The sequence below is a fragment of the Flavobacterium glaciei genome, assembly GCF_003350545.1.
Classification (GTDB): Bacteria; Bacteroidota; Bacteroidia; order Flavobacteriales; family Flavobacteriaceae; genus Flavobacterium; species Flavobacterium glaciei.
Map to the genome: position 1 here is coordinate 55,293 of NZ_QQBA01000005.1, position 24,373 is coordinate 79,665.

Genomic DNA, 24,373 nt, shown 5'->3' on the forward strand with positions numbered 1-24,373 from the left:
TTTCTTTTTTATGATGCAGAAAAAAATAATGATTTAATTTTTTTTTCTAATGAGGTATTTATGATTGTTTTTATTCCAAAAAAGTAAAAATTGAATGGGTAAAAAAAACTACAACTTTTTGAGGGTTGTAGTTTAGTATAGAAATTAGGAGTTGTAAAACTAATAATCAGAGTAATCTGTAGGGTATAAAAAAGTAATATCTATATGCGAAATATTATTTTTATACTTTTCCATGGCTATTAATCCTTTCCATTCTGGAGATTCTACAAAGGATTTCCAATGCGTATCTCTACTTTGCTGATCTGCAAAAGTGGTCATGTACATCAAGTTTGGCATTTTGGCTCCTGAAATTACTTCGCCATAAAAAACGGCATTAAAAGCAAGACGGTCAAAAAGTTTTATTTCACCACCGGCATTAAACATATCAACTTTGTTTTTGTAAATCGCTTCGGTAGCTGATTCGTAACTTCTTAATTCGTACACTCTATTTGCTCTGGGGGTATTCAAAACAGGACTTGACAAGATAGGATGATCTGAAAAAGCTTTTAATACAATAGACTCGATACGCAAATATGGTGGTTGTTTGTAGTTAGCAGTCAAATAATCGGAGCCGGCAGTTAAATAGGTTTTGTCTTTTGCCAGTTTATCCTCTAATCCCAGAAATTGCTTCATGGATGAAAAAGGAATTACTACAATCACTCTTTTTACAGTGTCAGTAGCATTTGGTTTTGGCTTGAAAACACCAATATTTTTAATCCCAAGTTTTTTTAAACCCGGAAGAAATGCTTCTTTCAAATATTTTTCAGTGGTTTGGACTTGCTGTTCGGTTTTAAAAATGTAGGTTTTGATTTGGTAAAATTCTCTTGCTTGCGCTACAGGTTTTTCTTCGAGAATATTATTGTGGATTGTTTTAAAACTGGTAATTGAAAAAAGAATCAGTAATACGAACAATAGTTTAGTTATTTTCATTCTTGTTTTTTGGGTTAGAAGGTATATTAGAACATGTCTATAAATGTATAAAAAAATTGTAACTTTTAGGATGTCAATTACTAAAGGAACGAATTACTTTTTTATGTTTAAATAAGAGTCAAAAGAAATCCAATTATTGAACCACCCAAAACTATTAATGCGCTGTTTGTTTTTTTGAAACCAAAAGTAATATTAAGGCTTTGATATGAATTTAGAATTGTTCTGATAGCTATTATTGTTTGAAAAATGCCTATTGCTACATCATTGCAATATGTGCAGCCGGACCACCAAAAGCAGTTAGTCCCAACTTAAGAAATAGCTTAGCAAGCTCTTTTATTTCGGAATTTGGATTCATCTTTCTGAATCTTTTTGTTAAGGGCAATACAACTAATGAATAGTTTCGAGTTTTACAAAACGGAAATTCTTTGTTAGATATTTTGTATGGTTATTCTTCTTTTTTCTTTTAATGCTTTAAAATGGGAAGGTGTCAATCCAGTTGCCTTTTTGAACTGATTAGACAAATGGGAAACACTACTGTAATGCAGCTTGAAAGCTATTGCTGAAAGGGTGTGTTCTTCCAGAATGATGAGTTCTTTTATGCGTTCTACTTTCAGTGAAATCACATATTGCTCGATTGTACTGGCTTCTACTTCAGAGAAAAAGTTGGCCAAGTAGGTGTAACTGTGATTCAATTTTTCGCTCAGTAAAACAGAGAATTTGGTAACTGGCTTTTCATCAGAATTATAGACATAATCAATTATCACACTTCTGATTTTTTCAATCAAGATGCCTTGTTTTTTTTCTAATAATTCTAATCCTGCTTTTTTAATTTTACTGTTTAATTTCTTTTTTTCGGCGGTGGTGAGTTCTTCTTTGACTTCAATTTCGCCCAAATCTATTTTTATTGGTGTGATTTCGAGTTCTTCTAAAGCCTCTTTTACAAAGATTTTACAACTTTCACAAGCCATGTTTTTGACATATATTTTCATAAATCAATTTTTCACATTAATTATTTTAGGGCTCAATCGTTTATTCGAAATTGTTTTACATAAAAAATCGAATAATTATAAATCAAAAAAAGTTTAGTTTTTGCTTCTAATTTTCTGAAGTCTTTTTTGGTCCGCTTACTATTCTAGAAATTAATCCTTGTTGTGTTGTTAATTCTGAGTAGAAAACGCCTGACAAGTGAATCACGATAAACGCTAATAAATAGTAAATCGAAAGTACATGTATTTCTTCCATAGGTTCCTTTAGATCTTTTGGACCTAAAACAATTATTAAACCTGTAATTAGTGAAATAGCAACACAAACATAAAAAATTAAATACGTCCCATATTGAAATTTTTCTTTAATGCCCAAATCTTTGTTGAACGGATTAGAGAATTTCATTTGTCCAAAAAATGGTAGCGCAATTCGAATACTATACAAACCAACTAAAGCATAACCAATATAAATATGCCAATCCCACATGGGTTTTCTTATTTTTTTGGCAAGTGTAATGAGTTGGTCTTGCGTCAATTTTTGGTCTGTAGTTGCTAAATAGTCTTGAATAATTAGCGCAACATTATTTTTATTCATCCACGTCAGACGTAGAAAAATCGTGATCAGCAAGAGAGTCATACAAATAGCTATTGACCAATGCATTACTCTATAAATAGCGGAGTATTCTCTGTTTTTTATCATTTTTGAATGTTAATTAGATTACGCTTTTATTATTATTTGACTTGAAATAGGAAATTGATTCTCATAATTCGAGTTTTTCATGTTGTCTAAAAGCCTTCGCGATTTAAAAAAATACGGAAGGCTTACTGTGCTACAAAAGTTTCTTTCTGTTCTATTTCAGTACACGCACGGTCATGTGGTTGACGCCTGAAATTTTAAAAATATCTCCTTTTACTTGTATAGTTTCCCCAGTTGAAACCTGTCTATATTGTGTAGGTTCCAATAAATTAGTGCGATTAATCGTCACCAGATATATTGAATTTTCGGTTGTTGCTAATTTTGCGGTATAGCCATCTTTGCCCACAACGATTTCTTGTACTTTTCCGGTTGTGAATTCAGTGGTGTTTGCGTTTAATAACGGACTGCAACTTACAGCCAGTGCCAATGTAATTAATAAGCAGCTGGCAATTTTTAAAAATTGTTTCATAAATTTAAATTTCTAGAAAATCATTAGTTTTTGGAAAATTACGAATAGCGTCTATCGCTATTTCGGGTGTTGGGTCGGCTATTTTGCGCAGTTTTGTGTCCATCCAGGCACCATCTACGGTTATGACGGCACAAAGTTTATCATCGTCATTGATGAATTCGTGGACTATTGACCAGCGCGAAGCATCGGGTCTCATTTTAGAAATTTTAGTTTGCATAACTATTTTATCCGAAAGCAGTATTTCTTTTCTGAAAACACATTCCTCTCTAAATAATATGGGACCAAAATTTTGTGAGCGTAAAACCTTCATGGTTAAACCAAGATTTTCCAGAATTTCGATACGATGTTGTGCTCCAAAATCATAATAAGCACTGTGTCGAACATGAAAATTAGGGTCAAGGTCAGACCAACGAAAAGATAATTCTTTGCTAAATGAAGTCATTGTAATAGTTTTTTAAAATTGTTTGTGCTGTTAATTTGGATTATGATAAAACAAAATTAAAAAGCATTGATTTGCTCAAAACTACGAATAATATGTGGAATCTAAAGGAACTCACGAACCTTTTAATCCTTTTTTAAGGATATGTTATCAAAAGCTATGGCATATTTTGTGGTTACTTTTTCTTCAAAAAAAAATGTGGCTTGTATTTTGCATTGGCAATAGAGTATCCAATTTTGGATTCTAAAAAATAACCAAAGAGTATGAAAAAAATAATGCTGTTGTTCTTACTATCAGGAGGGATGTATGCTCAAGAACAGGTGTTTAACGTGCAACGGTATTGCATTGATGAACAACCTTTCAAAAAAGGCGAATGCAATGTAACAGGAAATGAATACTCTTTTGTGTTTCTTGATACTCAAAAGCGTTCTGTGGTTTTCTTTCTCACTGCGACAAAGATGAAGTATAAAATTGTAGACTCTGGTGTTTTTGCTCCAGATAAAAATTATGCTTTTTACACTTTAGAAAACGAGAAAGGTCAGGTAGAAATGCGGATAAACAAGCAAAATACTAAAATTGAATTCTTGTATCCCAACACGCATGTTTATTTGACGGTAGGCAAATCTACTAAGGCGGTGAATTAGTAAGTGAATGAAAGGGTGTGATTTTAATATTATCCGCACGAATCATGTTTTTGAAATCAAACATGATTCGTGCGGTTTTTTTTAAACAGATTTAATGAATTAGGATTTTGAAATTTCATTCAATATTTTTTTTCCATTTTCATTATTAGGGTCTAGTTCTACTGATTTTTTATAGTTGATAATAGCAAGTTTTGTATCTCCGTTTTTTAAGTAGGCTTCACCCAAACTATCATAGGCATTTCCTGATTTTGGAAACGCTTCTACATTTAATTTAAAAACTTCTATTGCTTCTTTTATTTTTCCGGTTTGTAATAATTGATATCTTGGAGTTTTCCATTCTTGTGACTAAATTTGGCTAATACTAAATAAGGTTATTATTAAAATATATTTTATCAATTAGACTCATTTAATCGGTTCTCATAATGTTTCCCTCAACGGTTTGCTGCCTGTGGTCTGTTGTGGGAATTCGTAACCTTTCAATTTTCGGCTTAACGAAAACCTGATGTGGAACGATAATTCCACTAAACTTCAGCTAGTTCAAAATGGCGGTTGGGCGATGTATTTATTAAAAATCTGCTTTGTGTAGATTATCAAAATTCATTAATTTTCTTCCAAATATTTTTTCGGCATCTTCTTTAACTGTATTCAATTGCTTTTTGTTTATTTTAGATTCTGCCACTTTAACTTCTTCAATTATTTGATTTTGTTGAATAATAGAAAAGTCTTTTTTAAATTCATTATAGATTAAAAACCAGATATAACTTTTGTAATAATCTTTTTCTAAATTATAACCATCTCTATACATATAAGCTAAACTTAATCTTGTCGAAGTTATATTTCCGCTTAAGTTTAAATTATCTGGATTTTCTAGTAGTGATAATTTTGTTGCCCATTCAAGCATTTTATTCGTGTTTTTTGGCACTCCTAAACCTTGTTTGTAGCAATTTACAATATTCCACATACAAGTTGCGTCATTATTATTTGCACACTTTAATGCGTATTCAAATGCTTTTTCACCGTCAAATTCTACTCCAATTCCATTTCCATAAGCCATCATCATTGCATAATGACCATCGTTGAATCCATTTTCGGAAGATTTTTTATACCATTCAAAAGCTTCTTTTTCGTTTTTAGTTATTCCAACTCCATTTTGAAGAAAATAACCTAAATTATATTGAGCTTCTGCATTTCCTAATTCAGCAGATTTTCTCAAAATTGGAAGAGCTTTTTCGTAGTCTCTATTATTTAATAATTCTTTGGATTGTGTGTTTAATTCATCTGCATTTTGTCCGAAGACAAAATTCATAAATAACATTCCAATAGATAGCAATAAATTTTTCTTCATTTTTCGATTTGTTCTTTTTCTACGTGGTTTTCTAATATATCGCCCAACCCATATAACCTCGCTACAAACTAGTGCATATTTACCCAAAATCAGAATGCTTTACGCTACAAATAGCATTTTATAATTTTGCTAATGTAATCAATTTATTACGAATCATTGGCATAGAAATTTTAAAGTAATCGAATAGAAATAAATAAACTTAGGAATCAGATTTCCTAGCCCTGATAGCAGCGGCATCCTTTATGTTCTTTTTTTAAGAACATAAAGATACAGCGGAGAGCGGGAAGTAGCTCCTAAATTCCGACTTCCGACAGAATGACAAACCCTCTGAAATGTCATCTTGTCAGATTTATTTCCGCCAATTTTAACATAAACTGACAATTTAATAGGCCGTTTTGTATTGGCATAAAGATTGACTTAACGACTCCGAGTCATTAAAACAAGTATACAATAAAATTAAATATATTAAAAATGGGTAAAATAATCGGAATTGATTTAGGTACGACCAACTCTTGTGTTTCTGTAATGGAAGGTAATGAAGCAGTTGTTATTCCTAATGCAGAAGGAAAAAGAACAACGCCATCTATCATCGCTTTTGTTGAAGGTGGAGAGATCAAAGTAGGAGATCCAGCTAAAAGACAAGCGGTAACTAATCCAACTAAGACTATTGCTTCTATCAAACGTTTTATGGGACAAGGTTTTGGTGAAGTTTCGGCTGAAGCGAAAAGAGTTTCATACAAAATTGTAAAAGGGGACAACAATACACCACGTGTGGATATTGATGGCCGTTTATACTCTGCTCAAGAATTGTCAGCTATGACACTTCAAAAAATGAAAAAAACTGCTGAAGACTATTTAGGTCAAACAGTTACTGAAGCAGTTATTACCGTTCCTGCTTACTTTAATGATGCACAACGTCAAGCGACTAAAGAAGCTGGTGAAATTGCAGGTCTTAAAGTTATGCGTATCATCAATGAGCCTACTGCTGCTGCACTAGCTTACGGATTGGATAAAAAAGGAACTGATCAAAAAATTGCTGTTTACGATTTAGGTGGAGGTACATTTGATATTTCTGTTCTTGAATTAGGAGACGGAGTTTTCGAAGTATTATCAACTAATGGAGATACTCACTTAGGTGGAGATGATTTTGACCACCAAATTATTGACTGGTTAGCAGATGCATTTTTAGCTGAAGAAGGTATTGATTTACGTTTAGATCCAATGTCATTGCAACGTTTGAAAGAAGCAGCTGAGAAAGCAAAAATTGAATTGTCTTCTTCTGCAGAAACAGAAATCAACTTGCCATACGTTACGGCTACTGCTTCAGGACCGAAACACTTAGTTAAAAAATTATCTCGTTCTCAGTTTGAAAAATTAACTGACGATTTAGTAAAACGTTCTATGGCACCAGTTGCTAGAGCTTTGAAAGACGCAGGTTTAACTGTTGCTGATATTGACGAAGTTATCCTTGTAGGAGGTTCAACTCGTATGCCAAGAATTGCTGACGAAGTAGAAAAATTCTTTGGTAAAAAAGCGTCTAAAGGAGTAAACCCTGATGAGGTTGTTGCTATTGGAGCAGCTATTCAAGGTGGAGTTCTTTCTGGAGATGTAAAAGATGTATTGTTACTTGACGTTACACCTTTATCTTTAGGTATCGAAACTATGGGTGGAGTTATGACTACATTAATTGAGTCTAACACAACTATTCCAACTAAAAAATCTCAAGTTTTCTCAACTGCTGCTGATTCTCAACCAACTGTTGAACTACACGTTCTTCAAGGAGCTAGAGCAATGGCTGCTGATAACAAAACTATTGGTCGTTTTAACTTAGATGGTATTCCACCAGCACCAAGAGGAGTTCCTCAAATTGAAGTAACTTTTGATATTGATGCTAATGGTATCATCAAAGTTTCTGCAACTGACAAAGGAACTGGAAAATCTCACGATATCCGTATCGAAGCTTCTTCTGGATTAACTTCTGAAGAAATCGAAAGAATGAAACAAGATGCTGAAGCTAACGCAGAGTCTGACAAAATTTTAAGAGCTAAAGCGGAGAAAATTAATGAGGCTGACTCAATGATTTTCCAAACTGAGACTCAATTGAAAGAACTTGGAGCTAAATTAGCTGATGATCATAAAGTTGCTGTAGAATATGCATTAACTGAATTGAGAATGGCTCACCAATCTCAAGATGTTCCTGCAATTCAAACGGCTCTTGACAACATCAACGCAGCTTGGAAAACAGCTACTGAAGCAATGTACGCTCAAGGAGAACAAGGTCAAGGTGAAGCTCAACCGCAAGGAGAAGCTACTCAAGGAGACAATGTTGAAGACGTTGAATTTGAAGAAGTAAAATAATAATTCCCTATAGAGACGGACTGTTGTCCGTCTTTATTGTTGATTTAGAAAACCGTTCACCATTGGTGAACGGTTTTTTTATGCTTCTTTGTTTTTGATTTGCTTTTCATTACCACGGAACATTTCAGTTATGACTGCTGCATGCGGAAATGTAATAGCAGCTAAAAAAGAGAAAAACAAAGCGTTAAATAACTGTTCCCCCTTGCAGAAGTAATAGATTACAGTGATTCCTAGAATTGAAATGAACCAATAAATTCCTGCTGCTTTGCAATAGTCAATAAAATATTTCATTGAAAAAGAACCATTCAAAAATTTAATTTGGTCAATTATAGATGGGATACTATGCCATAAAATAAAATATATGGCAAATCCCCATATCAGACTGGAAGAATTAAAAAGGATTGCAAAAAGAAATAAATAAAAGAATTCTAAAAGCAATTTTTTTCTGATTTCTTCTGATTTCCAAAATAAATATGCGCTTAAGCCAATAAAAATAATTCCTGAAACCTGCAGTAAAACAATGAAGTAACGGTCAGGAATACTGATTTTTGCAATATTTAAAATGACATTTTGCACTTCAATTAAGTGATAATTAAACAGTAAAAGAAGAATACCAAAACCATAAAAAAATTGGAATATTATTACGAGCCATTTCGGGAAGTCATTTGGTAAATTTTGCCATTGCTGTTCTCCAAAATGATATGCACTTACAATAATGAAAAGTAATAAGGCAATTTGAGGAATTGTATAAAAAAATAATATACCTATTAATACTACCATTACATAATACCCTAAAATTTTAATTCCTGAATTAGATTGTTTTTTAGTATTGATATTTTTTATTAAAAGCAGGTCATTTGCGCCATGTAAAATCCCAAAGGTAAAAATCAAGAAGAATCCTGATAGTATCTGAAGCTCATTTGAAAGAAAAGAGTCCAGCCACAACCCGAAAAAGCTCGCTACAATTGCAATATTTGAATAATTTTTCATGTTTTTTAATTATTGTTTAAAAATAGTTAAAAAAAATTAAACAAAAAACACTTTTGTTTGTTTAACTTTTTGTAACTTTGGCTAAACAAAAACCATTTAAATTATTAATTATGACAAATTTTATGTTTATTTCAGGATTAGTTGGAAAAATGTTACCAACTGATTATGTAGGATTTACTTTTTTTGTAGGCTGTATGGCAATGATGGCTGCTTCAGCATTTTTCTTTTTGTCTTTAAGCCAGTTTGATAAAAAGTGGCGTACATCAGTATTAGTGTCGGGATTAATCACTTTTATTGCTGCGGTGCATTATTTCTACATGAGAGATTATTGGGCTTCATTTGGAGAATCACCAACATTCTTCCGTTATGTTGACTGGGTACTAACAGTGCCATTGATGTGTTTAGAATTTTATCTGATACTAAAAGTAGCAGGAGCAAAACAATCATTGCTATGGAAAATGATTATTTATTCAGTAATCATGTTAGTAACAGGTTACATTGGTGAAGTTATCGCACCAGATAATGCAGCATTATGGGGATTCATTTCCGGAGTAGCTTACTTCTTAATAGTGTATGAAATTTGGTTAGGTGAAGCTGCTAAATTGGCTGCATCAGCTGGAGGAGAAGTACAAAAAGCACACAAAATCTTATGTTGGTTTGTATTAGTTGGATGGTCAATTTATCCATTAGGATACATGATGGGAACATCAGGATGGTATAACGGATTTATTCCAGCTGGTAACATTGATGTAGCATACAACATTGCAGATGCAATAAACAAAATTGGTTTTGGATTAGTTATTTACAGTTTAGCTGTAAAATCTTCAAAAGATTAATTCCATTTTTTTTTTATTTAATTGTAGTAAACCGAGCTAGAAATAGCTCGGTTTTTTTATGAAATTATAGGAAACAAAAATACCCGATCTGTTTTTGAAACAAATCGGGTATTTAATTTTGATATTATTTATCACGTAGGGATGCACTGCAGTGCGTTTCTATAACGTTTGTCTCTTTAATTTTTGTCTCTTTAATGTGTGTCTCTACAATGTACGTTTAAAAAAGATCATAATAACCCAGAAACACATGCTACAGATATACATTCGACTATAAAATAATATTCTGTGTACTGCAAAAAAAAAGGGGAAATGTTTAATTAACATTTTCCCTTTTTAATTATTATTTAGGATCTAAAGCTTGTCCTATTCTAGAAATTAAATCTTGTAAGTGATATTTACTCATTCGATCAGTCATTCTTGATGAGGCTGATTTCATCTCATTTTTCAAACTATTTAATTGACCTCTTGCAATAGAAGGTAAATCAGTTTGAGCAAGATTTACTCTTCTTGTTGTGAAACCGTAAGTTACGCCTACTGGTACCGATCTCACCATTGTAGTACCTGGTTTAAGTAATTCAATCATTTTATCAACATACAATTTTTGAATGTTTCTGCGAAATACATCTATAGAACCGCTTCCTTTCAATTCTGAAAAGATTCCATTTTTTAAGTCACTTACTAATTCATCAGCAGTATAGTTGTTTTTACTCATAGAAGAGGTTTCTATAAGTCGTACAATTCTATCTCCTGCTAATAAACTTGATAAGGTTGCATCTTGCATTCCTTTGATTGCTTCAACACCACTTTCTGGGTTAATTTTTGAAAGTACATTTTGATCCAATAACCATTTAGGTGTATTGAATAATTGAGTGTTTAAGAATAGAACTGCATCTTTTTGGATAGCTCTTGGAACTACTTCAAATTGATTTCCTGTCATGTCATATGTTTTTGGAGAATCATAGATCCCACCAACGTTTTTAGTAACATGTCCCATATATCTTCTGAATTGTCCTGTAAGTGCTCCGTAAAGTTCATCTAACTCTGCATAACTTTCTCCATTTTCTTTAGTCCATTCTAATAAATTAGGAAGTATTCTTTTTAAGTTTTTTATTCCATATTCAGAAGCTCTCATTGCATTATCACCTATATCCTCTGTTTGGTATCGTGGGTCATAAGGACTACTTTCTGTACCAAACCATAAACGGTTATTTTTGTAGGCTTCCTTAGTCATTTCATTCAACTTCACTTTTTCTTCAGTTTCAGTTTTAGCGTCGTCAAAATAAGAATACCCCCATTTTATTGCCCACTTGTCATAATCTCCAATTCTAGGGAATAAAGCTGTAACGCCATCTTCTGGTTGAGCCACATAATTAAAACGTGCATAATCCATAATAGAAGAGGTATGACCGTTTTTATCTTGGTATGCTTTATCTCTTAGTTTTTCTACAGGAGTAGCAGAACTTGCTCCCATGTTATGACGCAATCCTAGAGTGTGTCCTACTTCATGAGAAGAAACAAAGCGAATTAATTCTCCCATTAACTTATCATCAAACTTTTTTGTTCTTGCCGCAGGATCTACTGCTGCAGTTTGAATTAAGTACCAGTTTCTCAAAAGGCTCATGATATTATGGTACCAACCGATGTGGCTTTCTAAAATTTCACCACTTCTAGGGTCATGAACGTTAGGACCGTAAGCATTTTGGATTTCAGCTGCGAAATATCTTAAAACAGAAAAACGAGCATCTTCTAAACTCATTGTTGGATCATTTTCTGGCCAATATTCGCCACGAATAGCATTTTTCCAACCAGCTGCTTCAAAGGCAATTTGCCAATCATCAATTCCTTGTTTAATGAATTTCTTCCATTTTTCAGGAGTAGCAGGATCAATGTAATATACAATTGGTTTCAAAGGCTCAATCAATTCACCCTTTTTTTGTTTTTGAGCATCTTCTGGAGATTTTGGCTCTAAACGCCATCTTACAGCAAATGTTTTAGTGTCTGATTTTTGAGATTCTTCTTCAAAAACTCCGTATTCGTTTGCAAAATATCCTACACGTGCGTCAAATTCTCTTTTGCGCATCGGTGTTTTTGGTAACAAAATCATGGAAGTATTCATCTCTACCGTTATTACACCTGCATCTAATGCAGAAGGGATATTAACTCCAATTTGTGGTGTTGGTGTAATTGAAATACGAGGCGGAGTAGTTGTAAAAGTTTTTACAGTTCTAATCTCTGTATTTATAGGATAACTGCTTATTTTTGAGATGAATGATTTATCCTTTTGAAAAGCTACAATGTTTAACAACTGTTTTTTAATTGGATCTAATGAAAAAGTCTGAATGTCACCATCGAAAGTACTCGTTAAATCGATTACATATCCAGCATTATTTTTTCCGGTTGAATCTTTTTTAAATGCTAAGATATCATAGTTTCCAATAATTGGATCTGATGTTGAATTCTTAACAGCTTGAGCCATTGGTTTGTCTTCGTCTGGAGACATAATAACGTAGGTAACTGATCTAAGAAGAATGTTATTGTTCAGTCCTTTTTCCCAACGTACAACTTGTCTGTTGATTTCTTCTCCACCAAAAATTCCTCCTCCGGCTGGAGTTTTAGAATATCGGGTAATTGTCATTATTTCACTTCCTAAAAGGGAGTTTGGAATTTCAAAAAGGTATTTGTCATTAATTTTATGAATGTCAATTAATCCTTTTTGTGTTACTGCGGTTGAGTCAATAACTTTTTTGTACGGTTTTGGTTCTTTCTTACCGTCTTTAGATTCCGGTGCTTTAGTTTCTACTTTAGCAGGGGCATTTTTGTCTGATCTCTTCTTTTTTTTGCTTTGGGCAAATGTGCCTTGCGCAAAACAAAATAACAGACAGGTAATAATTAGGGTTAGTTTTTTTTTTACCATTTAGTTAATTTATTAATAAAGTTTATAATTGGATATAACTTACAAGTCGCATTTTATTGAATTTTGTTACGACGTAAGCTCAAATTTATTGATATATTTTCTATATAAAGTCTATTTCAAGGTGCTATTTTAAATAATTAACAATATTTAACAAATGTTGATTTATAGCTTTTTATTCAACTGAATATGATTTTTCTCATAAAAGGAATAATTATTTCAGCTTATCTTTGGTTTTTTATTGACTATTTAAAACCCGTTTTTTTCATTTTTAGGAATGTCAAAAGTATCTAAAAACGAATTTTTTGTAAAAGTTTTTTGTAATATTACTACATAATTAAGCTGGCATGAGAAAAATTAAGTATAAGAAAGGAAAGAAATTGCAACCCTATAATTTAGAGTATACGGGTATTCATAAAAATAAGGAATCAGAACTACAACTCTTTGTTTATGATGATTTGAATCTTACTGAGTATGATGATTTTAAGGTTTCAGATTTAGACAAATATATTGATAAACAAAAAATTAATTGGTTTAATATACACGGTTTAAATAATTTAGAGTGGTTAAAATCGATTGGTGATTATTTTGAAATAGATAACTTTATGTTAGCCGATATTTTGAATACCTCCCGAAGAACTAAACTGGAAGAATCTCATGATTTTCTATTTTTCAACATAAAATCACTATTACCTTCAGAACAATCCGATAATATAAGTGTAGAACAAATTAGCTTTTTGTTAAAAGACGGGATTCTAATTTCATTTCAGGAAAAACGAAGTGATTTTTTTACTCATATTCGGGAGCGCATTCGTACGCATTCTGGAATAGTAAGAACTAAGAAAGCTGATTATTTGTTGTATATTCTTCTGGATGCCATTATGGGGAATTTTTATATCACTTTAGAAAATGAAGAGGACAAAATAGAGGAATTGATTAATCGTACCAAGGAAAGTGTTGAACCTATAATTTTAGAAAAAATTGAGAAACACAGGGATAATTTAAACTTTCTTAAACGTTCCATCATTCCGCTTCGGGATTCGTTGTATGATATAAAAAGCATAAAAGACGATACCGTATTTAATGCTATGGAAGCAGATAGTTTCAGTTTTTTTACCCGATTGTATCAAAAGAGTTTAGAACTTTTAGAACAAATTGAATCCGATATGAGTTCTTTAGAAAGTGCCTCGAATTTCTTTTTTTCGGCACAAACGCACAAGATGAATGAGATAATGAAAACCCTGACCATCGTATCTGCGATATTTATTCCGCTTACTTTTATAGTAGGGGTTTACGGCATGAATTTTGAAAACATGCCGGAACTTAAGCGTCAGTATGGCTATCATTCCGTTATGGGTGTCATGTCGTTAATAGTTGTAGGGATGATTATTTATTTTAAAAAACGCCGTTGGTTTTAGAGATAAAAAAGGATTTCATGAAGTTAGTTTAGAATTAAATTTAAAAATATAAAAATGAACAAGGCCATATATATTGCAACAAGCGAACAAAATAGCGGAAAGTCGATTATTACTTTGGGATTGATGAGTATGCTTATAGGCAAAATGGCCAAGGTAGGTTATTTTAGGCCCATAGTTGAAGATTTTGAAGAAGGCGGATTTGATAATCATATTGAAACAGTGATTGGTCACTTTGGATTGGATATTCAATTTGAAGATGCATATGTTATTACAAAAAGTAAATTAATCAAGAAAAAAAATAAAGGAAAATTAGGGGAGGTTCTAGATTTAATTATTGAAAAATATAAAAAATTAGAAGAACGTTTTGATTTTGTCCTAGTCGAAGGAACCAGTTTTACGGGTGAAGGAACTGTCATCGAATTAGATATGAATGTCCTTATAGCTAAAAATCTTGGTATTCCTACAATAATTGTTGGCTCAGGTGTAGGCAAAACATTAGAAGAATTAATAGATAGTCTTTATTTAGCATACGATTCATTCAAAGTGAAGGATGTTGAAGTTTTGGCTGTAATTGCTAATAAAGTGCAACCAGAGAATATAGAATTAGTAACTAACGGTTTAAAGAAAAGTTTGCCCAAAAGCATATTAGTGAATTCAATTCCGTTGATTTATAATTTAAATAATCCAACCGTTCAGGAAATTGTAAAGGAGTTAGACGCTAAAGTTTTATTTGGCTCTGCTCACTTAAACAATCAAACCGGTAATTTTAGCGTAGGCGCAATGCAATTGTGCAATTATTTGTTGCATTTGAAAGAGAATAGTCTGGTGATTACTCCCGGAGATCGTGCCGATATTATTTTAGGAGCTTTGCAAGCCAATGAATCCCTTAATTATCCTACTATCTCCGGAATTGTTTTGACAGGAAATATTTTACCAGAGATAAGTATTTTGAAACTGATAGAAGGACTTTCGCCCATTGTTCCAATTATTGCCGTTGAAGAAGGGACGTACTATATTACTAATAAAATAGGTTCTATTAAATCTAAAATTTATGCAAACAACAAGCAAAAGATTGAAATTTCGATTACAACTTTCGAAAAGTATGTCGACTTAGACAACTTAGCTGAAAAGCTAATCACCTTTGAAGCGGAAGGAATGACACCAAAAATGTTCCAATACAATTTAGTAAAAAGAGCCAGACAACATAGGAAACACATCGTTTTACCGGAAGGGAATGATGAGAGAATCATTATTGCAGCTTCACAATTGTTGACTATGGATGTGGTTGATATATCTATTATTGGGAACAAAAAACAAATTGAAAACAAGATAGCAGAGCTGGGACTTTCTTTTGATTTTTCTAAAATTAAAATAATTAATCCGATAGAATCGGAACATTATGACGACTATGTAAACACGTATTATGAGTTGCGAAAAGCGAAAAATGTTACGTTAGGAATGGCGAAAGATTTGATGGAAGATGTTTCGTATTTTGGAACGATGATGGTGTACAAAGGACATGCTGACGGAATGGTTTCTGGAGCTGCTCATACTACCCAACATACAATTTTGCCAGCGTTACAGTTTATCAAAACCAAACCAAACTCCTCTGTAGTTTCCTCGATATTTTTCATGTGTTTAGAGGACAGAGTTTCTGTTTTTGGAGATTGTGCGATTAATCCAAACCCTACTGCGGAGCAATTAGCTGAAATTGCTATTTCATCTGCGGATTCTAGTTTAGCTTTTGGAATCGAACCAAAAATCGCCATGCTTTCATACTCATCAGGTTCTTCAGGGAAAGGGGATGAAGTGGATAAAGTGCGAGCAGCGACTGAAATAGTAAGAATAAAACGTCCAGATTTAAAAATCGAAGGCCCAATTCAGTATGATGCAGCGGTTGATATGGCTGTGGGTAAAAGTAAAATGCCAAATTCAGAAGTGGCAGGACAAGCGAGCGTTTTAATTTTTCCGGATTTAAATACAGGAAATAATACCTATAAAGCGGTTCAAAGAGAAACTGGAGCGTTAGCCATTGGGCCTATGTTACAAGGTTTGAATAAACCTGTAAATGATTTAAGCCGTGGTTGTACTGTTGATGATATTATAAACACAGTCGTGATTACGGCGATTCAAGCACAAGGATTGTAACTTTTAATCTTTTAATGAATTTCAAATGAAAATAGTAATTATAAACTCTGGAAGTTCTTCCATAAAATACCAGTTAATCAATATGCCTGCAAATGAGGTCATTTGTTCAGGGATGATAGATAGAATAGGACTCGAAACTTCAAACCTTTCGTACGCAACAAATACAACTAAATTAGAAGAGACTTTGCCTATTGCAAACCATAAAGTAGGTTTAGAAAAAATTGCTAAATTGCTAATGGATGACGAAGTGGGAGTGATTAAAAGTACAGAAGAGATAGAAGCAGTAGGACATAGAGTGGTGCATGGCGGAAGCGCTTTTTCGAATACGGTTATTATTACCACTGAGGTAAAAGACAAAATCAGACAGCTTTTTGATTTAGCTCCATTGCACAATCCCGCTAATTTAGAAGGAATAAATGTCGCGGAAGAAATTTTTAGTTCGGCACAACAAGTGGCTGTTTTTGATACGGCTTTTCATCAAACGATTCCTGTAGTAGCTCATAAATATGCAGTTCCTAATTACCTTTTAACAGAAAATAAAATTCGTGTGTATGGTTTTCATGGAACAAGTCACAAATACGTTTCTGAAAAAGCGATTCAATATTTAGAACAAAATTCGAATAGTAATGGTTCTAAAATCATCACGATACATTTAGGAAATGGTTGTAGTATGACCGCAATAAAAGATGGAAAAAGTATTGATCATACGCTTGGTTTTGGCCCCATGAATGGTTTAATTATGGGAACTCGAAGCGGAGATGTGGATCAATCCGTAATTTTTTACTTGGTTAATTCTTTAGGATATTCATTGGAAGCCGTGAATACAATGTTGCAAAAACAAAGCGGAATGTTAGGACTTACCGGTTACAGTGATTTAAGGGATATTGAAGCAAATGCCGAAAACGGAAATGAAGATTGTCAACTGGCATTAGCTATGAATGCGTATAGAATTAAGAAATATATTGGGTCTTACTCTGCCGTTTTAAACGGATTAGATGCCATTATTTTCACGGCTGGGATTGGAGAAAATTCTTCCTACATCCGGAAATTAGTTTGTACGGATATGAATTATTTCGGAATTGCATTGGATGCATCTAAAAATGAAATCCGTTCGAAAGAAATTAGAGAAATTAATACAGCTGATTCCAAGACTAAAATATTGGTTATACCTACTAATGAGGAAATCGAAATTGCCAATCAGGTATTCGAATTACTGACGAAGTAAGAAAATAACTAACTAAAAGAGCTTCTATAAACAGAGGCTTTTTTAACAAAAAAATCTAATTGTTAAACCATTTTCATTCATAAATATAGATTTTGGCTATATTCGTAAATTCATATAAAAAACATATTAAATGAAATATTTATTTTCACTTATTTTACTCTTTCTTTTCAATTTAGGCAATGCCCAAAGCGTTCAATCGCCATCAGGTAAAATAGACTTAAATTTTAAATTAGCAGCAAATGGTCAGCCTTTTTATTCCGTAAATTACAAAAACAAAGCGGTCGTTTTAGAAAGCGCTTTAGGTATAAAATTAAAAGATAAACCAGCTTTAGATGCAAATTTTGAAATACTGACTTCAAAAACTTCAAGCTTCAACGAATCTTGGAAACCGGTTTTAGGGGAACAAGCTAGTATTAAAAATCATTATAATGAACTTACTGTTTCGCTCAACAACAAGGAAACTAAGGTAAAAATGAATATCATTTTTAGAGTTTTTGATGAAGGAGTAGCTTTCAGGTATGATTTTCCAAAACAAGCGGAATTGAATTATTTTATCATTTCTGATGAGGTTACCCAATTCAATTTAACCGAAAACAACAAAGTATTTTGGCTTCCAGGAGATTTCGACAGCAATGAATACGAATACAACGAAACGAATTTTTCTGAAATTGATAATACTAAAATCAATATGAACAACGGAATTGGAGTAAAATCGATTCCAGGGAAATTCATGGTTCAAACACCGTTGATGATGAAAGCACCATCAGGTTTGTATCTCAATATTTTTGAGGCGGCAGTTGTCAATTATCCAGTCATGCATTTGAATGCTGATGTGACAAATTATAAATTAAAAGCCGAATTAGTTCCGAATGCTATTGGTGACAAAGCCTATTTGCAAACGCCTAGTGTATCGCCTTGGAGAACTGTCATGATTAGCGATGATGCGCGAGATATTGTGGCTTCTAAAATGATTTTGAACCTAAACGAACCGTCAAAATTAGAAGATACTTCTTGGATAAAACCTATGAAATACGTGGGGATTTGGTGGGAAATGCACGTTGGGAAATCTACTTGGGATTATGCCGGTTCTCAAAATGCCACTAATTTTGCAGATGCTCCAAAAGCGTCTGGAAAACACGGTGCTACTACCGAAAATACCAAACGATACATTGATTTTGCTGCAAAAAACGGTTTTGATGGTGTTCTTGTTGAGGGTTGGAATGTAGGTTGGGAGGATTGGAACGGCAATTGGAAAGAGGAAGTTTTTGATTTTACAACGCCGTATCCGGATTTTGATATTGCCGTTCTTTCGGCTTACGCCAAAGAAAAAAACGTTAAAATGATCATGCATCATGAAACATCGGGATCTGTCAGTAATTATGAAAGACACTTGGATCGTGCTTTTGATTTGATGAAAAAATACGAATATCCAGCAGTAAAATCAGGTTATGTGGGCAAAATCATTCCACGTGGAGAGTTTCACGACGGACAATCTATGGTGAATCATTTCAATTTTGTGGTTAAACGTGCTGCAGATTACAAGATTATGATTAACTCCCACGAATCGTCAAGACCAACAGGTTTTGGAAGAACATATCCTAATTATATCGCTGCTGAAGCGGCTCGTGGAAATGAATTCAATGCTTGGAGCGTTGGAAATCCGCCTGCGCACGAGACCATTTTGCCTTTTACAAGACAATTGGGTGGTCCGATGGATTACACGCCGGGAATTTTCGAAATCAAAATGAGTTATTATGATAAAAATAAAACGGAGCAGGTTCATACCACTTTAGCCAAACAACTCGCTTTGTATGTAACGATGTATTCTCCGTTGCAAATGGCTGCCGATTTATTGGAAAACTACGAGAAATATCCAGATGCATTTCAATTTATCAAAGATGTTGAAATGGATTGGGATGAAAGTAAATATTTAGAGGCAGAACCTGGCGACTACGTTACAGTTGCCCGAAAAACAAAAGGAAAGGAAACGTGGTTTTTGGGTGCAATCACCGATGAGAATGCCAGAACATCAGAAATAAAGGTAGACTTTTTAACCAAAGGGAAAAAATACAAAGCCATTATTTATGAAGATGCTAAAGATGCTGATTGGAAGAACAATCCAATTGCTTATAAAATAAGAACGATGACAGTGACCAGCAAATCAAAAGTCAAATTAAATTTGGCTCCAGGAGGAGGAACAGCAATCAGTTTCGAACCGATAAAATAATAAGGATATCCTGCAAGAGCTTTAAAACTTGTAGGATTTTTTTTTGAATCGAACCATAGATATTCGTTTGGAATTACGAAATTGCGAAAGCTACCAAAATCAAAATTATTAATATAAATACCCAAAAAGACTAAGTTTATTATGAAAAAATCAATTGTTTTAGCCGCACTTTTATTTGGTGGAATCACCGTATTTGCGCAAACTAAAGACGAACAAGCGTTAAAAGATATTTACAAATCATCTCTCACCAATGCTAAATGTTATCCTTGGTTGGACCATTTATCGAATACCATTGGTTCTCGATTATCAGGATCTACAGGAGCAGAAAAAGCGGTTTTGTATACCAAAGCACAATTAGAAACGCTGGGTTTAGATAAAGTGTACCTTCAGGAAGTAATGGTGCCAAAATGGGTAAGAGGCGAAAAAGAAATCGGGTATTTACAATTAGGGAAACAAAAAATTTCTTTTCCTATTTGTGCCCTTGGAGGTTCAGTAGCTACTCCAAAGAAGGGATTACAAGCGCCAATATTGGAAGTAAACAGTCTAGAGGAATTAACAGCATTAGGAGAAGCAAAAGTTAAAGGCAAAATCATTTTCTTCAATAGACCTATGAATCCAGAATATGTTGAAACATTTAAAGCCTATAGTGGTTGCGTAGACCAGAGATCATCAGGAGCAAGAGAAGCAGGAAAACTTGGAGCATTAGCTGTAGTTGTTAGATCCATGAACTTAAGATTGGATGATTTACCGCACACTGGTGCAACTAATTATGGAGATATTGCTAAGGAGCAACGTATTCCTGCTGCTGCCATAAGTACAAATGGAGCTGAACTTTTGAGTAAAAGTTTAAAACAAAATCCAAATGCACTATTCTATTTAAAACAGTCGTGTCAGACTTTTGATGATGTTTTATCCTATAATGTTGTTGGCGAAATTACAGGTTCTGAGCATCCTGAAAGAATAATGGTTGTTGGCGGACACCTAGATTCCTGGGACCTTGGAGACGGATCTCATGACGATGGTGCAGGATGTGTACAAAGTATGGAAGTGTTGAATATCTTCAAAAATATTGGTTACAAACCAAAAAATACCTTACGTGTGGTTTTGTTTATGAATGAAGAAAACGGAGTTCGAGGAGGAAAAGAATATGAAACACAATCCAATAAAAAGAATGAGAACCATATTTTTGCTTTAGAAAGTGATTCAGGGGGTTTCTCACCAAGAGGTTTTTCAATTGAGGCTGATGAAGCTAATTTCAATAAAATCAAAAGTTGGGCCACGTTGTTTGAACCCTATTTAATCCACAAATTTGTAAAAGGACATTCAGGTGTTGATATTGGTCCATTGAAATCGAATCATATCGTAAAGGTAGGTTTGCAACCAGATTCACAGCGTTACTTTGATTACCATCACGCTGCCAATGATACTTTTGATGCTGTCAATAAAAGAGAGTTGGAACTAGGAGCAGCGGCAATGGCTTCTTTGCTTTATCTGATGGATCAAAATGGTATAGCTAAATAAAAAAATAATAATTTTGAAGGTGTTACACTCAATATTTGAAAGAAATAGTGAATGTAGCACCTTCATTTATTTTACTCTCCACGGCAATTCGTCCGCCTAAACTAGTGATGTGATTGTAGACCAAATACAATCCTATCCCGTTGCTATCAATATTACTGTGAAATTTTTCATATAATCCAAAAATTTTGTCACGCACTTTTTCCATATCAAAACCAAGTCCATTATCAGAGAAAATTAATTGATTTACGCGTTTGTTTTTCTGGAATAAATGGTAATAACAGGTGCTTGATTAGGTTTAGTATATTTGATTGAATTAGTGAGTAAATTCAAAAATATACTTTTGATATATGCTTTGTTAAAAGTAACATTTTCAAAAGCTGAAAAGTCAGTGTTAATAACTGCTTTTGAATCACGTACCAAAGAATTTATGGAAGTAAGTACTTCATGAAGGGATTCATTTAAATTTATTTCTTCAATTTGAATGTTGATACTCTCGTTTTCTAATAATTGATCGATAGAATCATTTAAAGTTTGTTTTAAATTTTCACTAGTTAATTTAAGAATTTCTACTAATTCCAACGTTTCTGGATCATTGATTTTAGATACATCGATAAGACTAAAAACCGAAAGCATGTTATTAATAGGTGACTTTAAATCGTGGGATGTTTTGTGTGACAAAACGGTAAGTTCTTTATTAATTTGTGTCAAATTTGCAATGAGCAAATTGCGCTCTTCTTCAATTCTTTTTTTATGGGTAATATTTTTCGCTATTGCATATACTAACTTCTCGGACGGAACAGGCATTGATGTCCATGATAACCATACAATTTCGCCACTTTTAGTTAAATAGCGGTTTTCAAAATTCAAAAGAGGTTTGTTTTTATATACTTGTTCTCTGGTTTCTAATGTAATTTGGAGGTCGGCTGCGTATACAAAACTGCTAATGGGCCTCGCGTATAATTCCTCTTCGGTAAAGCCTAATAATTGTGAAACAGCTGGATTTATTCTCTTGAAAAAGCCATCAAATCCTGCAATACATATAAAATCAGCTGAGATATTAAAAAAATTATCAAAGTGATAGTCTGTTTTTAAAGAAGATATGGTGGTGTTATTTTTGGTCATTTATAATTTTAAAGATTTATATTGTATTAAAATTACCCGACTTGAAACAAGTAAATCTGTTGGATAAATTTAACTAATTAAAATTTAAAAAAAGAAAAAAAATCAAATAATCAAACCGTTGTTAATTTTATATATTTTAGTTTTTTTTAAATCAAAATCATAAAAAAAGCCATCATTAATGATAGCTTATTTAATTTTTGATAGAGAATGAATTAAATTCTAAAAATTCCTCCCAAAGCAATGATTTTCTGAAAAAAGAAAAAATCTTGTGAAGCACTATCCTCAGAACTTTGCGTTGTTCTAATATCCTGCATATTGATGTAACCTCCTTTTAATTCTCCTTGAATATAAAAGTGTTTGAAAAAAGTAACATTCAAACCTGCTTTCAATGAAGTTCCATAACCTGAAACATGAAAATCGTCGTGACGTTCTTTTCCTAATAATGTTGTGTTTGTTTTTGGATACAATAATCCAAAACCAACTCCTTCGGTTAAGTTAACTTGAATTTTATCGGTATTTCTGATATTGAAAATTGATGAAATATCATCATGTCTTGAAAACTCCGTGTTTACATAATTCAATCCATCGGTATGCTCATATTGCAGAAATTCTTCTGTCAGTAGTACTTGATTATTCGCTAGTAACTCATTATATGATCCTGGGTTAGGATAATATCCATTGATGTCGACAGTTTTATTTTGCGCCATCACATATTTCATATGGTCTACGCCAATCGCTACACTATAATGGTTGCTTATAAAATACCCCATTCTTAAGTTAGTCTGTGGTATTGTCATTCGTACTGGATTGATATAATCAATATGCCAGCCCTTTGGTTTGTCGTGAGCTTGAACATTCTCTAAGGTAAAATCGTAATCTTTACCTTGAAAAGTGATGTCTGATTTGGAGTAACTGTCTCTGTTTCCTCCCCATGAAATAAAAAATTTTCCTTTATTTTGAGCTGTATATTTACTTTGAATTTCTGTAGTTTCCTGTGCAATTGTACTATTCGAAAATAAAATGACAAGTAATGTTGTGTATAATAAAAAATATTTCAATGATTTTTGGGCTAAAATTTAAAATGTATTAATTGTTTTTCTGATAGCGACTAACTTAGTCATTAAAGATTCGAAATAATCTAAATGCAACATATTTGCACCATCGCTTTTTGCATTAGCAGGATCAAAATGAGTTTCAATAAAAATTCCATCCACGCCTACAGCAATACCAGCTTTGGCAATGGTTTCAATCATGTCTGGTCTTCCTCCAGTTACTCCAGCTGTTTGGTTAGGTTGTTGCAGTGAGTGCGTAACATCAAGAACAGTTGTTGCGTATTGTTGCATAGTAGGAATTCCTCTGAAATCAACAATCATGTCTTGGTAGCCAAACATGGTTCCTCTATCCGTAACCATCACGTTTTCATTGTGACAATCCAATACTTTTTGAACAGCATGTTTCATGCTTTCCGGACTCATAAATTGTCCTTTTTTCAAGTTGACCACTTTTCCAGTATTGGCAGCAGCCACGACTAAATCAGTTTGGCGAACTAAAAAAGCGGGAATTTGCAACACATCAACATATTGTGCAGCCATATTAGCATCTTCATTCGTATGAATATCTGTCACCGTAGGTACATTGAATGTTTCCGAAACTTTTCTAAGGATTTTCAATGCTTTTTCATCACCAATTCCTGAAAAACTATCAATTCTAGAACGGTTTGCTTTCTTAAAAGACCCCTTAAAAACGAAAGGAATTTGTAAATTATGAGTAATACCAACTAGTTTTTCGGCAATTCTCATAGCCATTTCTTCCCCTTCAATGGCGCAAGGACCAGCAAGCAAAAAGAAATTACCACTGTCAGTATATTTAATTTGTGGAATATGTTGTAGGTTCATAATATGAATTATTTTAAAGATGCAAAGGTAGTTATGATTTACGATTTACGATTTATGATTTGCAAATAATTTCTTGGATTAACTTTTTTTAGGAGCTTTTTTCTGTCTCGTCATTAGGATAAGATTGCAATCTGCCTGAAAACGGGGGGATTTCTCCATAGGCATCTGGAACATCA

Annotated in this window: 21 protein-coding genes; 8 read left to right on the plus strand and 13 right to left on the minus strand. The window is 33.2% G+C overall.

The genetic code is table 11. The features are described 5' to 3' along the window. Nucleotides 1–159: 159 nt before the first annotated feature. The 5 genes from DFR66_RS06045 to DFR66_RS06065 form a co-directional block, all read right to left on the minus strand. On the minus strand, nucleotides 160–969 hold the full coding sequence (locus tag DFR66_RS06045) for an NIPSNAP family protein (RefSeq protein WP_114753951.1): 810 nt from the start codon (nucleotides 967–969) through the stop codon (nucleotides 160–162). 428 nt (nucleotides 970–1,397) lie between these two features. Continuing rightward, entirely contained in the window at nucleotides 1,398–1,958 is a 561-nt protein-coding gene (locus DFR66_RS06050) for a helix-turn-helix domain-containing protein (protein ID WP_114753952.1), read from the minus strand. Nucleotides 1,959–2,064: 106 nt separating this feature from the next. Continuing rightward, on the minus strand, nucleotides 2,065–2,652 hold the full coding sequence (locus tag DFR66_RS06055; RefSeq protein ID WP_242008636.1) for a cytochrome b/b6 domain-containing protein: 588 nt from the start codon (nucleotides 2,650–2,652) through the stop codon (nucleotides 2,065–2,067). A gap of 151 nt (nucleotides 2,653–2,803) precedes the next feature. Further along, complete coding sequence (locus DFR66_RS06060; RefSeq protein WP_114753953.1) at nucleotides 2,804–3,118, minus strand: hypothetical protein; 315 nt, start codon at nucleotides 3,116–3,118, stop codon at nucleotides 2,804–2,806. Nucleotides 3,119–3,122: 4 nt separating this feature from the next. Further along, a complete protein-coding gene (locus tag DFR66_RS06065) occupies nucleotides 3,123–3,560 on the minus strand; it encodes an acyl-CoA thioesterase (RefSeq protein WP_114753954.1) in 438 nt (145 codons plus the stop codon). Between the two features lie 260 nt (nucleotides 3,561–3,820). Between DFR66_RS06065 and DFR66_RS06070 the strand changes: the two genes are divergently transcribed. Continuing rightward, on the plus strand, nucleotides 3,821–4,201 hold the full coding sequence (locus tag DFR66_RS06070) for a hypothetical protein (RefSeq protein ID WP_114753955.1): 381 nt from the start codon (nucleotides 3,821–3,823) through the stop codon (nucleotides 4,199–4,201). A gap of 99 nt (nucleotides 4,202–4,300) precedes the next feature. On the opposite strand, the gene DFR66_RS14125 is transcribed toward DFR66_RS06070, so the two are convergent. After that, nucleotides 4,301–4,426, minus strand: a complete 126-nt coding sequence (locus tag DFR66_RS14125; RefSeq protein WP_317048671.1) for a tetratricopeptide repeat protein — start codon at nucleotides 4,424–4,426, stop codon at nucleotides 4,301–4,303. Nucleotides 4,427–4,766: 340 nt separating this feature from the next. Then, nucleotides 4,767–5,546, minus strand: a complete 780-nt coding sequence (locus DFR66_RS06080) for a tetratricopeptide repeat protein (protein WP_146841117.1) — start codon at nucleotides 5,544–5,546, stop codon at nucleotides 4,767–4,769. A 471-nt stretch (nucleotides 5,547–6,017) separates the two neighbouring features. Between DFR66_RS06080 and dnaK the strand changes: the two genes are divergently transcribed. Then, the gene (gene dnaK / locus DFR66_RS06085; RefSeq protein WP_114753957.1) at nucleotides 6,018–7,904 is read left to right on the plus strand and encodes a molecular chaperone DnaK; all 1,887 of its coding nucleotides are present in this window, start codon (nucleotides 6,018–6,020) and stop codon (nucleotides 7,902–7,904) included. 78 nt (nucleotides 7,905–7,982) lie between these two features. On the opposite strand, the gene DFR66_RS06090 is transcribed toward dnaK, so the two are convergent. Then, a complete protein-coding gene (locus DFR66_RS06090; protein WP_114753958.1) occupies nucleotides 7,983–8,894 on the minus strand; it encodes a Brp/Blh family beta-carotene 15,15'-dioxygenase in 912 nt (303 codons plus the stop codon). A 110-nt stretch (nucleotides 8,895–9,004) separates the two neighbouring features. Between DFR66_RS06090 and DFR66_RS06095 the strand changes: the two genes are divergently transcribed. Continuing rightward, nucleotides 9,005–9,730 (plus strand): bacteriorhodopsin-like, encoded by a 726-nt coding sequence (locus DFR66_RS06095; protein WP_114754074.1) that lies wholly within the window; start codon nucleotides 9,005–9,007, stop codon nucleotides 9,728–9,730. 340 nt (nucleotides 9,731–10,070) lie between these two features. Here the strand turns inward: DFR66_RS06095 and DFR66_RS06100 are convergent, their stop codons facing one another. Further along, nucleotides 10,071–12,644 carry a zinc-dependent metalloprotease gene (locus tag DFR66_RS06100; protein ID WP_114753959.1) on the minus strand — a complete coding sequence of 858 codons (2,574 nt, stop codon included), beginning with the start codon at nucleotides 12,642–12,644 and terminating at the stop codon, nucleotides 10,071–10,073. A 344-nt stretch (nucleotides 12,645–12,988) separates the two neighbouring features. Between DFR66_RS06100 and corA the strand changes: the two genes are divergently transcribed. The 5 genes from corA (at nucleotide 12,989) to DFR66_RS06125 (ending at nucleotide 21,180) form a co-directional block, all read left to right on the plus strand. Then, a complete protein-coding gene (gene corA, locus DFR66_RS06105; RefSeq protein ID WP_114753960.1) occupies nucleotides 12,989–14,059 on the plus strand; it encodes a magnesium/cobalt transporter CorA in 1,071 nt (356 codons plus the stop codon). Between the two features lie 54 nt (nucleotides 14,060–14,113). Further along, the gene (gene pta / locus DFR66_RS06110) at nucleotides 14,114–16,207 is read left to right on the plus strand and encodes a phosphate acetyltransferase (protein ID WP_114753961.1); all 2,094 of its coding nucleotides are present in this window, start codon (nucleotides 14,114–14,116) and stop codon (nucleotides 16,205–16,207) included. 25 nt (nucleotides 16,208–16,232) lie between these two features. Then, nucleotides 16,233–17,432 (plus strand): acetate/propionate family kinase, encoded by a 1,200-nt coding sequence (locus tag DFR66_RS06115; RefSeq protein WP_114753962.1) that lies wholly within the window; start codon nucleotides 16,233–16,235, stop codon nucleotides 17,430–17,432. 130 nt (nucleotides 17,433–17,562) lie between these two features. Next, nucleotides 17,563–19,659, plus strand: coding sequence for a glycoside hydrolase family 97 protein (locus DFR66_RS06120; protein ID WP_114753963.1), 2,097 nt, complete (start codon nucleotides 17,563–17,565; stop codon nucleotides 19,657–19,659). Between the two features lie 141 nt (nucleotides 19,660–19,800). Next, complete coding sequence (locus DFR66_RS06125) at nucleotides 19,801–21,180, plus strand: M28 family peptidase (RefSeq protein WP_114753964.1); 1,380 nt, start codon at nucleotides 19,801–19,803, stop codon at nucleotides 21,178–21,180. Nucleotides 21,181–21,208: 28 nt separating this feature from the next. Here the strand turns inward: DFR66_RS06125 and DFR66_RS14000 are convergent, their stop codons facing one another. The 4 genes from DFR66_RS14000 to kdsA all read right to left on the minus strand — a co-directional run bounded on the left by DFR66_RS14000 (nucleotide 21,209) and on the right by kdsA (nucleotide 24,197). Then, nucleotides 21,209–21,385 carry an ATP-binding protein gene (locus DFR66_RS14000; RefSeq protein ID WP_242008637.1) on the minus strand — a complete coding sequence of 59 codons (177 nt, stop codon included), beginning with the start codon at nucleotides 21,383–21,385 and terminating at the stop codon, nucleotides 21,209–21,211. Nucleotides 21,386–21,423: 38 nt separating this feature from the next. Further along, nucleotides 21,424–22,302, minus strand: coding sequence for a PAS domain S-box protein (locus tag DFR66_RS06130; RefSeq protein WP_242008638.1), 879 nt, complete (start codon nucleotides 22,300–22,302; stop codon nucleotides 21,424–21,426). A 212-nt stretch (nucleotides 22,303–22,514) separates the two neighbouring features. Beyond that, entirely contained in the window at nucleotides 22,515–23,360 is an 846-nt protein-coding gene (locus DFR66_RS06135; protein ID WP_114753965.1) for a hypothetical protein, read from the minus strand. 18 nt (nucleotides 23,361–23,378) lie between these two features. Continuing rightward, a complete protein-coding gene (gene kdsA / locus DFR66_RS06140) occupies nucleotides 23,379–24,197 on the minus strand; it encodes a 3-deoxy-8-phosphooctulonate synthase (RefSeq protein ID WP_114753966.1) in 819 nt (272 codons plus the stop codon). Nucleotides 24,198–24,373: the final 176 nt, after the last annotated feature.

Excerpts from the sequence above, each read along its gene's own strand:
- DFR66_RS06065 (WP_114753954.1), bottom strand. The coding sequence starts at position 3,560 with ATGACTTCATTTAGCAAAGAATTATCTTTTCGTTGGTCTGACCTTGAC.
- kdsA (WP_114753966.1), bottom strand. The coding sequence starts at position 24,197 with ATGAACCTACAACATATTCCACAAATTAAATATACTGACAGTGGTAAT.
- DFR66_RS06130 (WP_242008638.1), bottom strand. The coding sequence starts at position 22,302 with ATGACCAAAAATAACACCACCATATCTTCTTTAAAAACAGACTATCAC.
- DFR66_RS06050 (WP_114753952.1), bottom strand. The coding sequence starts at position 1,958 with ATGAAAATATATGTCAAAAACATGGCTTGTGAAAGTTGTAAAATCTTT.
- DFR66_RS06125 (WP_114753964.1), top strand. The coding sequence starts at position 19,801 with ATGAAAAAATCAATTGTTTTAGCCGCACTTTTATTTGGTGGAATCACC.
- DFR66_RS06080 (WP_146841117.1), bottom strand. The coding sequence starts at position 5,546 with ATGAAGAAAAATTTATTGCTATCTATTGGAATGTTATTTATGAATTTT.
- DFR66_RS06060 (WP_114753953.1), bottom strand. The coding sequence starts at position 3,118 with ATGAAACAATTTTTAAAAATTGCCAGCTGCTTATTAATTACATTGGCA.
- DFR66_RS06045 (WP_114753951.1), bottom strand. The coding sequence starts at position 969 with ATGAAAATAACTAAACTATTGTTCGTATTACTGATTCTTTTTTCAATT.
- dnaK (WP_114753957.1), top strand. The coding sequence starts at position 6,018 with ATGGGTAAAATAATCGGAATTGATTTAGGTACGACCAACTCTTGTGTT.
- DFR66_RS06090 (WP_114753958.1), bottom strand. The coding sequence starts at position 8,894 with ATGAAAAATTATTCAAATATTGCAATTGTAGCGAGCTTTTTCGGGTTG.
- DFR66_RS06120 (WP_114753963.1), top strand. The coding sequence starts at position 17,563 with ATGAAATATTTATTTTCACTTATTTTACTCTTTCTTTTCAATTTAGGC.
- DFR66_RS06095 (WP_114754074.1), top strand. The coding sequence starts at position 9,005 with ATGACAAATTTTATGTTTATTTCAGGATTAGTTGGAAAAATGTTACCA.
- DFR66_RS06055 (WP_242008636.1), bottom strand. The coding sequence starts at position 2,652 with ATGATAAAAAACAGAGAATACTCCGCTATTTATAGAGTAATGCATTGG.
- corA (WP_114753960.1), top strand. The coding sequence starts at position 12,989 with ATGAGAAAAATTAAGTATAAGAAAGGAAAGAAATTGCAACCCTATAAT.
- DFR66_RS06115 (WP_114753962.1), top strand. The coding sequence starts at position 16,233 with ATGAAAATAGTAATTATAAACTCTGGAAGTTCTTCCATAAAATACCAG.
- DFR66_RS06070 (WP_114753955.1), top strand. The coding sequence starts at position 3,821 with ATGAAAAAAATAATGCTGTTGTTCTTACTATCAGGAGGGATGTATGCT.
- DFR66_RS14000 (WP_242008637.1), bottom strand. The coding sequence starts at position 21,385 with ATGGAAAAAGTGCGTGACAAAATTTTTGGATTATATGAAAAATTTCAC.
- DFR66_RS06100 (WP_114753959.1), bottom strand. The coding sequence starts at position 12,644 with ATGGTAAAAAAAAAACTAACCCTAATTATTACCTGTCTGTTATTTTGT.
- pta (WP_114753961.1), top strand. The coding sequence starts at position 14,114 with ATGAACAAGGCCATATATATTGCAACAAGCGAACAAAATAGCGGAAAG.